This is a genomic window from Enterobacter cloacae complex sp. XAL002 (assembly GCF_049236805.1).
Taxonomy (GTDB): domain Bacteria; phylum Pseudomonadota; class Gammaproteobacteria; order Enterobacterales; family Enterobacteriaceae; genus Enterobacter; species Enterobacter intestinihominis.
On record NZ_JBMKJN010000037.1, the window covers coordinates 20,865 to 29,001 of the forward strand.

8 protein-coding genes are annotated in these 8,137 nt (G+C 51.6%); all 8 read right to left on the reverse strand.

Annotated elements, in window-relative coordinates; all coding sequences use genetic code 11:
- Positions 1 to 44: 44 nt before the first annotated feature.
- Positions 45 to 4,073 (reverse strand): DNA-directed RNA polymerase subunit beta, encoded by a 4,029-nt coding sequence (rpoB, locus tag ACOT0L_RS22650; protein ID WP_023299068.1) that lies wholly within the window; start codon positions 4,071 to 4,073, stop codon positions 45 to 47.
- 319 nt (positions 4,074 to 4,392) lie between these two features.
- Complete coding sequence (gene rplL, locus ACOT0L_RS22655) at positions 4,393 to 4,758, reverse strand: 50S ribosomal protein L7/L12 (RefSeq protein ID WP_002445276.1); 366 nt, start codon at positions 4,756 to 4,758, stop codon at positions 4,393 to 4,395.
- A gap of 66 nt (positions 4,759 to 4,824) precedes the next feature.
- Positions 4,825 to 5,322 carry a 50S ribosomal protein L10 gene (gene rplJ, locus ACOT0L_RS22660; RefSeq protein WP_003862338.1) on the reverse strand — a complete coding sequence of 166 codons (498 nt, stop codon included), beginning with the start codon at positions 5,320 to 5,322 and terminating at the stop codon, positions 4,825 to 4,827.
- 289 nt (positions 5,323 to 5,611) lie between these two features.
- Positions 5,612 to 6,316 carry a 50S ribosomal protein L1 gene (gene rplA / locus ACOT0L_RS22665; protein WP_006810530.1) on the reverse strand — a complete coding sequence of 235 codons (705 nt, stop codon included), beginning with the start codon at positions 6,314 to 6,316 and terminating at the stop codon, positions 5,612 to 5,614.
- A gap of 3 nt (positions 6,317 to 6,319) precedes the next feature.
- A complete protein-coding gene (gene rplK / locus ACOT0L_RS22670; RefSeq protein WP_003862340.1) occupies positions 6,320 to 6,748 on the reverse strand; it encodes a 50S ribosomal protein L11 in 429 nt (142 codons plus the stop codon).
- 156 nt (positions 6,749 to 6,904) lie between these two features.
- A complete protein-coding gene (gene nusG / locus ACOT0L_RS22675; RefSeq protein ID WP_003862341.1) occupies positions 6,905 to 7,450 on the reverse strand; it encodes a transcription termination/antitermination protein NusG in 546 nt (181 codons plus the stop codon).
- Position 7,451: 1 nt separating this feature from the next.
- Positions 7,452 to 7,835, reverse strand: a complete 384-nt coding sequence (gene secE, locus ACOT0L_RS22680) for a preprotein translocase subunit SecE (RefSeq protein WP_003862342.1) — start codon at positions 7,833 to 7,835, stop codon at positions 7,452 to 7,454.
- Between the two features lie 227 nt (positions 7,836 to 8,062).
- On the reverse strand, positions 8,063 to 8,137 hold a 75-nt coding region (locus tag ACOT0L_RS22685), incomplete at its 5' end, for an elongation factor Tu (protein WP_072077167.1).

Consider the following 8,137-nt stretch of genomic DNA (forward strand, 5'->3'; position numbering starts at 1 on the left):
GTGTCGGGGGTTAACCCGACACCAGTGACCTGTTTGAGCGAGAATTACTCGTCTTCCAGTTCGATGTTGATACCCAGCGAACGAATCTCTTTCAACAGTACGTTGAAGGATTCTGGCATGCCCGGTTCCATCTGATGGTTGCCGTCTACGATGTTCTTATACATCTTAGTACGACCATTCACGTCATCAGACTTAACGGTGAGCATTTCCTGCAGGGTGTATGCTGCGCCGTATGCTTCCAGCGCCCACACTTCCATCTCCCCGAAGCGCTGACCACCGAACTGAGCCTTACCACCCAGCGGCTGCTGAGTAACCAGGCTGTAAGAACCGGTAGAACGAGCGTGCATCTTGTCGTCGACCAGGTGGTTCAGTTTCAGCATGTACATGTAACCTACGGTTACCGGACGCTCGAACTGTTCACCGGTACGGCCGTCAAACAGCGTAATCTGACCAGACGTTGGCAGACCACCCAGTTGCAGCAGCTCTTTAATTTCAGCTTCTTTTGCACCGTCGAATACCGGCGTTGCAATTGGCATACCCTTACGCAGGTTTTCCGCCAGACGCAGAACTTCATCATCGCTGAAGGTGTTCAGGTCGACTTTCTGACGCACGTCGGTACCCAGATCGTAGGCACGCTGGATGAACTCGCGCAGTTTCGCGACTTCTTCCTGCTGCTTCAGCATGGCGTTAATCTTGTCGCCGATACCTTTCGCAGCCATACCCAGGTGGGTTTCCAGGATCTGACCGATGTTCATACGAGACGGTACACCCAGTGGGTTCAGTACGATATCTACCGGCGTACCGTTAGCATCGTGCGGCATATCTTCGATCGGGTTGATCTTAGAGATAACACCCTTGTTACCGTGACGACCTGCCATCTTGTCACCAGGTTGGATCTGACGTTTAACAGCCAGATACACCTTAACAATCTTCAGCACGCCTGGTGCCAGATCGTCGCCCTGAGTGATTTTGCGGCGTTTCGCTTCGAGTTTTTTCTCGAACTCGTGTTTCAGTTCGTCATACTGCTCAGCCAGCTGTTCCAGCTGATTCTGTTTCTCTTCGTCGGTCAGGCCCAGCTCCAGCCAGCGATCGCGTGGCAGTTTGTCGAGCTTCTCAGCTTCAACGCCACCGGCAACCAGCACCGCATAGATACGGCTGAACAGACCCGCTTCGAGGATTTGCAGTTCTTCAGACAGGTCTTTCTTAGCCTGTTTGAGCTGCATCTCTTCGATTTCCAGCGCACGCTTATCTTTCTCAACGCCGTCACGAGTGAAGACCTGAACGTCGATAACCGTACCGGAAACACCGTTTGGTACGCGCAGAGAAGAGTCTTTAACGTCAGACGCTTTCTCACCGAAGATAGCACGCAGCAGTTTCTCTTCTGGCGTCAGCTGGGTTTCGCCTTTCGGTGTAACCTTACCAACCAGAATGTCGCCGCCGGTCACTTCCGCACCGATGTAAACAATACCGGATTCATCCAGTTTGGAGAGCGCAGCTTCACCCACGTTAGGGATGTCGGCAGTGATCTCTTCTGGCCCCAGCTTGGTGTCACGGGACACACAGGCCAGTTCCTGAATGTGGATGGTGGTGAAACGATCTTCCTGAACCACACGCTCGGAGACGAGGATGGAGTCTTCGAAGTTGTAACCGTTCCACGGCATGAACGCTACGCGCATGTTCTGACCGAGCGCCAGTTCACCGAGGTCGGTGGACGGACCGTCTGCCAGCACGTCGCCGCGCTCAACTGGCTCACCCAGAGATACGCAAGGCATCTGGTTGATACAGGTGTTCTGGTTAGAACGGGTGTATTTGGTCAGGTTGTAGATGTCGATGCCCGCTTCGCCCGGATACATCTCGTCTTCGTTAACTTTGATAACGATACGGGATGCGTCAACGTACTGAACGGTACCGCCACGCTTAGCAACTGCTGTAACACCGGAGTCAACGGCAACAGCACGTTCCATACCGGTACCAACCAGCGGCTTATCAGCACGCAGAGTTGGAACGGCCTGACGTTGCATGTTCGCACCCATCAATGCACGGTTGGCGTCATCGTGTTCCAGGAACGGGATCAGGGACGCACCGACGGATACCACCTGTTGGGTGGATACGTCCATGTAGTCAACCTGGTCGCGGCTGAACAGGCTGGATTCGCCTTTGCTACGGCAGGTAACCAGATCTTCTACAAAGTGGCCTTCGTCATCCAGGTTGGAGTTCGCCTGAGCGATAACGTAGTTGCCTTCTTCGATAGCAGACAGGTAATGAATTTCGTCGGTAACCACACCGTCGGTCACTTTACGATACGGGGTCTCAAGGAAACCGTATTCGTTTGTCTGTGCGTACACGGACAGGGAGTTGATCAGACCGATGTTTGGACCTTCAGGCGTTTCGATTGGACATACGCGACCGTAGTGAGTCGGGTGTACGTCTCGAACTTCAAAGCCTGCACGTTCACGGGTCAGACCGCCTGGGCCGAGTGCAGAGATACGACGTTTGTGCGTGATCTCAGACAGCGGGTTGTTCTGGTCCATGAACTGAGACAGCTGGCTGGAACCGAAGAACTCTTTCACTGCCGCAGAAATCGGCTTGGCGTTGATCATATCCTGAGGCATCAGGGTATCCAGATCGCCCAGAGACAGACGCTCTTTCACCGCACGCTCTACACGAACCAGGCCAACGCGGAACTGGTTTTCCGCCATTTCGCCTACGGAACGGATACGACGGTTGCCAAGGTGGTCGATATCGTCCACTTCGCCTTTACCGTTACGGATATCGATGAGCTTCTTCATCACTTCAATGATGTCGTCTTTGCTCAGGATACCGGAACCTTCGATTTCGTCGCGCAGCAGAGAACGGTTGAACTTCATACGACCTACCGCGGACAGATCGTAGCGGTCTTCGGAGAAGAACAGGTTCTCGAACAGGCTTTCAGCCGCTTCGCGAGTTGGTGGCTCACCAGGACGCATCATGCGGTAGATTTCAACCAGCGCGCTCAGACGATCGTTGGTTGGGTCGACGCGTACAGTCTCAGAGATGTACGGACCGTGGTCCAGATCGTTGGTGAACAGCGTTTCGATACGTTTGTGGCCAGACTGGCTCAGCTTAGCCAGCAGATCCAGGCTCAGCTCCATGTTCGCCGGGCAGATCAGCTCGCCAGTTGATTCATCAACGTAATCTTTCGCGGCTACTTTTCCTGCAATGTATTCAACTGGAACTTCGATGTGTTTGATATCATCTTTTTCCAGCTGGCGGATGTGGCGCGCGGTGATACGGCGACCTTTTTCCACATACACTTTGCCGTCGGCTTCGATGTCGAACGACGCGGTCTCACCACGCAGACGTTCCGGCACCAACTCCATCTGCAACTTGTTGTCGCGGATTTCAAAGATCACTTTCTCAAAGAACAGGTCCAGGATCTGCTCAGTGGTATAGTTCAGTGCACGCAGAATGATGGTTGCAGGCAGCTTACGACGACGGTCGATACGGACAAACAGGTTGTCTTTTGGATCGAATTCGAAATCCAGCCATGAACCACGGTAAGGAATGATGCGTGCGTTATACAGTACTTTACCGGAAGAGTGCGTTTTACCTTTATCGCTGTCGAAGAAGACACCCGGGCTACGGTGCAGCTGGGAAACGATAACACGCTCAGTACCGTTGATAACGAAAGTACCGTTGTCCGTCATGAGTGGAATTTCACCCATGTAGACTTCTTGTTCTTTAATGTCTTTTACGGTGCCTTCCGGCGCTTCGCGCTCGTAGATCACCAGACGCAGTTTTACGCGCAGCGGTGCGGAATAGGTCACGCCACGGATCTGACATTCCTGAACGTCAAACACCGGTTCGCCAAGGCGGTAGCTGACGTACTGCAGCTCGGAATTACCGCTGTAGCTCTGAATCGGGAACACGGAACGGAAGGCTGCTTCCAGGCCGTACTGCCCTTCAGGATCTTGCTCGATAAACTTCTGGAACGAGTCAAGCTGGATAGAAAGGAGATATGGAATGTCCAGAACTTGTGGACGTTTACCAAAATCCTTACGAATACGTTTTTTCTCGGTATAGGAGTAAACCATAGGGTTCCTCAGCTCGCTGACAAGTCGACCCATCTGTCCGACGAAGGGACAGTTTGTGCAACACCATTTTGTGGACCGGAAAATTGAATACTTTCCGCAATACCTGTTGCTATCACGCTTAAACCATTTCATTGCGATTTACACAGAGCGAGCACCCTGTCGCAGTATATTAAGTCGTCGATAGAAACAAGCATTGTCAGGACAACCAGCAGTCAAACAGTGTGAAATGCTGCTGATGCCTTACAGCGCAAAAAGGCTGGTGACTAAAAAGTCACCAGCCATCAGCCTAATTACTTAGGCTGCAACCAGAAAAGTTGGCTTATTTAACTTCAACTTCAGCGCCAGCTTCTTCCAGAGATTTTTTCAGTGCTTCTGCGTCGTCTTTGCTCACGCCTTCTTTCAGCGCAGCTGGAGCAGATTCTACCAGGTCTTTAGCTTCTTTCAGACCCAGGCCAGTTGCGCCACGTACTGCTTTGATTACAGCAACTTTGTTCGCGCCAGCAGCTTTCAGAATTACGTCGAATTCAGTTTTTTCTTCAGCAGCTTCAGCCGGGCCCGCAGCTACAGCTACAGCAGCAGCAGCAGAAACACCGAATTTTTCTTCCATTGCAGAAACCAGCTCTACAACGTCCATTACGGACATAGCTGCTACTGCTTCAATGATTTGATCTTTAGTGATAGACATTTAAATTGTTCCTGAAAATCAGAATAAGTTTATACGTAAGCAAATGCTTTATAAAGATAACTGCGATTAAGCAGCTTCTTTCGCATCGCGTACAGCAGCCAGAGTGCGAACCAGTTTGCCAGCCGCAGCTTCTTTCATGGTTGCCATCAGGCGTGCAATTGCTTCTTCGTAGGTCGGCAGGGTGGCCAGGCGATCGATTTGCGATGCCGGGATCAACTCACCTTCAAAGGCTGCAGCTTTGACCTCAAATTTTGCATTCGCTTTCGCGAACTCTTTGAACAGACGAGCAGCAGCGCCCGGGTGTTCCATAGAGTATGCAATCAGGGTCGGACCAACAAACGTGTCTTTCAGGCACTCGAACTGAGTACCTTCAACTACGCGACGCAGCAGGGTGTTACGAACAACACGCATGTATACGCCAGCTTCACGACCTGCTTTACGCAGTTCAGTCATTTTGTCTACAGTAACGCCACGGGAATCCGCAACTACTGCAGACAGCGCGCCTTTGGCTACTTCGCTGACTTCAGCAACAATCGCTTGTTTGTCTTGAAGATTTAAAGCCATTAGCTTTGCTCCTGGATGTTTGCCGGAACTCATGTTCCGGAACTCACTTCACTCGACCCAACGGGAAGAGCGTCTTAATACGGTGAGCAGAAACAAGCCAGAGTATTTAAAATAATCTTAGCGTTCTGTCACCGTCTACGCAGGGGATTAAGTTTCTTGCGAAACACCTGCGGTCTTCGACGGAGGCCTGGATAGGCCAGGCTCCAACGAACAATTCTTTTAGCCGCTAACTTTTGTTAGCAAACGTGGGGGTAAGATTGTAGACAAAATCACCGCCCACGTAAAGGCATTAGTTTGCAGCAGCGCTCAGGCCAGCCTGGTCAACTGCAACACCTGCACCCATGGTGGTGGAGATGCTAACTTTCTTGATGTACACGCCTTTCGCCTGAGTTGGTTTAGCTTTTTTCAGCGCAACCAGCAGAGCTTCCAGGTTTTCTTTCAGTTTGTCAGCGTCAAAGTCCACTTTACCGATGGTGGTGTGGATGATGCCGTTTTTGTCGTTACGGTAACGAACCTGACCTGCTTTAGCGTTCTTAACCGCTTCAGCAACGTTAGGAGTTACAGTACCCACTTTCGGGTTTGGCATCAGGCCGCGTGGACCCAGAACCTGGCCCAGCTGGCCAACAACGCGCATTGCATCTGGAGAAGCAATAACAACGTCAAAGTTCATTTCGCCTTTCTTGATCTGATCAGCCAGATCTTCCATACCTACCAGTTCAGCGCCGGCAGCTTTAGCCGCTTCAGCGTTTGCACCCTGAGCAAATACAGCTACGCGTACGGAACGGCCAGTACCGTGTGGCAGTACAGTTGCGCCACGAACGTTCTGATCGGATTTACGAGCGTCGATGCCCAGGTTAACGGCAACGTCAACGCTTTCAACGAACTTAGCAGTTGCCAGTTCTTTCAGCAGAGCGATAGCTTCGTTGATGTCGTACTGTTTGGTCGCATCAACTTTGTCACGGATCACGGACATGCGCTTGGTCAGTTTAGCCATTTCTTAGTCCTCCACTACCAGGCCCATGGAACGTGCAGTACCTTCAATGGAGCGAGTCATCGCTTCAATGTCGGAACCAGTCATGTCGGCAGCTTTGGTCTGCGCGATTTCCTGCAGCTGAGCGCGGGAAATTTTACCCACTTTGTCTTTGTTCGGCTTACCGGAACCAGACTTGATGCCCGCTGCTTTCTTCAGCAGAACTGCTGCTGGAGGGGTTTTGGTAACGAAAGTGAAAGAACGGTCAGCGTAAACAGTGATTACAACTGGGATTGGCAGACCTTTTTCCATGGATTCAGTTTTGGCGTTGAACGCTTTACAGAATTCCATGATGTTCACACCCTGCTGACCCAGAGCTGGACCAACTGGTGGACTTGGGTTCGCCATACCTGCTGCAACCTGCAGCTTGACGTAGGCTTGTACTTTCTTAGCCATTCTAAAATCCTCTGATTGGGTAATAACGCCTCGGAGAGGCTCCCCGTGAATAAAATTCGTTTTACGGGTCGGAACCCATAAAAACAAAAGGCGCGAAATTGTATTCCAATCTCGCGCCCTGTGCAACGATTAAATCGTCGCTTTTTTGATCGTTGCTTAGGCTTTTTCTACCTGAGCAAAGTCCAGCTCTACCGGGGTCGCACGACCAAAGATAGAAACGGAAACTTTCAGGCGGGACTTCTCGTAGTCCACTTCTTCGACGACGCCATTAAAGTCAGCAAACGGACCGTCGTTAACACGAACCATCTCACCCGGTTCAAACAGCGTTTTCGGACGCGGTTTATCACCCACCTGCTGGAGGCGGTTCATAATCGCATCAACTTCTTTGTCGCTGATTGGCGCCGGACGGTCAGATGTGCCGCCGATAAAGCCCATCACGCGTGGTACGCTGCGCACCAGGTGCCAGCTCGCGTCGTTCATCACCATCTGAACCAGCACGTAACCCGGGAAGAATTTACGCTCGCTTTTGCGACGTTGGCCGCCACGGATCTCAACCACTTCTTCGGTCGGAACCATAACTTCGCCAAATAACTCTTCCATATTGTGTAATTTGATATGCTCACGCAGCGACGTAGCTACGCGGCCTTCAAAACCGGAAAACGCCTGAACGACGTACCAGCGCTTTTTAGGGGCTTCAGACATCTCAGAACCTCAGGCCAGTGATAAAGGATACCAGGCGAACCAGAATACCATCCAGTCCCCACAGGATCAGTGACATTACAGCGGTTACCGCCGCTACAATCAGCGTGGTGTGCAATGTTTCCTGGCGAGTCGGCCAAATGACCTTGCGGACTTCGGTACGCGCTTCGCGGGCAAACGCAACGGTCGCTTTGCCTTTCGTCGTCAACAGCGCGACACCACCCGCCGCAGCAATCAGAATTACCACTGCAAGCGCGCGTAGCGGCAGCATCATGTCACGATAAAGATAGTTGCCGACAATCGCCACAATCAGCAGCACGGCTACAACTACCCATTTCATCGCTTCCAGGCCGCGCCCGCTCCCTTGAGCTTCGGTATTCGCACTCATAAACCAACCTGTCAGAAGTATTCTACAAACATTTTCACCCCGCGAGTGCGAGGCAAACCAATCGAAATGCTATTCGCTTTTCGTATTATACGCTCTCCGCAGAGCCTGTCTCAGCAATGATTATGACAAAATTAATCACTGATGAGCCAGGTTCTGATGTGAAAGCGTGCAAAAAGGGCATCAAATGATGCCCTTTTATTGCGCATTGCGTCAAATGTTATCAGCGATTAGCCGAGAACTTTAGCAACAACGCCCGCGCCAACGGTACGGCCACCTTCACGGATTGCGAAACGCAGACCGTC